This is a genomic window from Gemmiger formicilis (assembly GCF_016901605.1).
GTDB lineage: Bacteria > Bacillota > Clostridia > Oscillospirales > Ruminococcaceae > Gemmiger > Gemmiger formicilis_B.
Genome location: NZ_JACJKP010000771.1, coordinates 1 through 222 on the forward strand (window position 1 = coordinate 1; position 222 = coordinate 222).

Below are 222 nucleotides of genomic sequence, written 5' to 3' on the forward strand. Positions count from 1 at the left end.
GTAAACATCTCATTGATACCGTCCAGCCATTCCTGCAGATCGCCACCACAGCCTTGCAAGATCAATCCTTCGCTGTCATTCATGCGGCGCAGACTATCAGTTGAAATCGCGTGACGGTCAATGTGGTGGAGGCCATCGGAAGGCGGCTGGCTGCGCTGGATGCCCAGCTCTACGGAAAAACATAAATCGCCATGGGACAGACCCTTGCCACAAAGCGGGGGC

The 222-nt window shown here is 55.4% G+C and carries 1 pseudogene; it reads right to left on the reverse strand.

The annotated features are described in order from the left end of the window. Positions 1–222 (reverse strand): annotated as a pseudogene (locus H6B10_RS16785) (hypothetical protein); the annotation flags it as partial.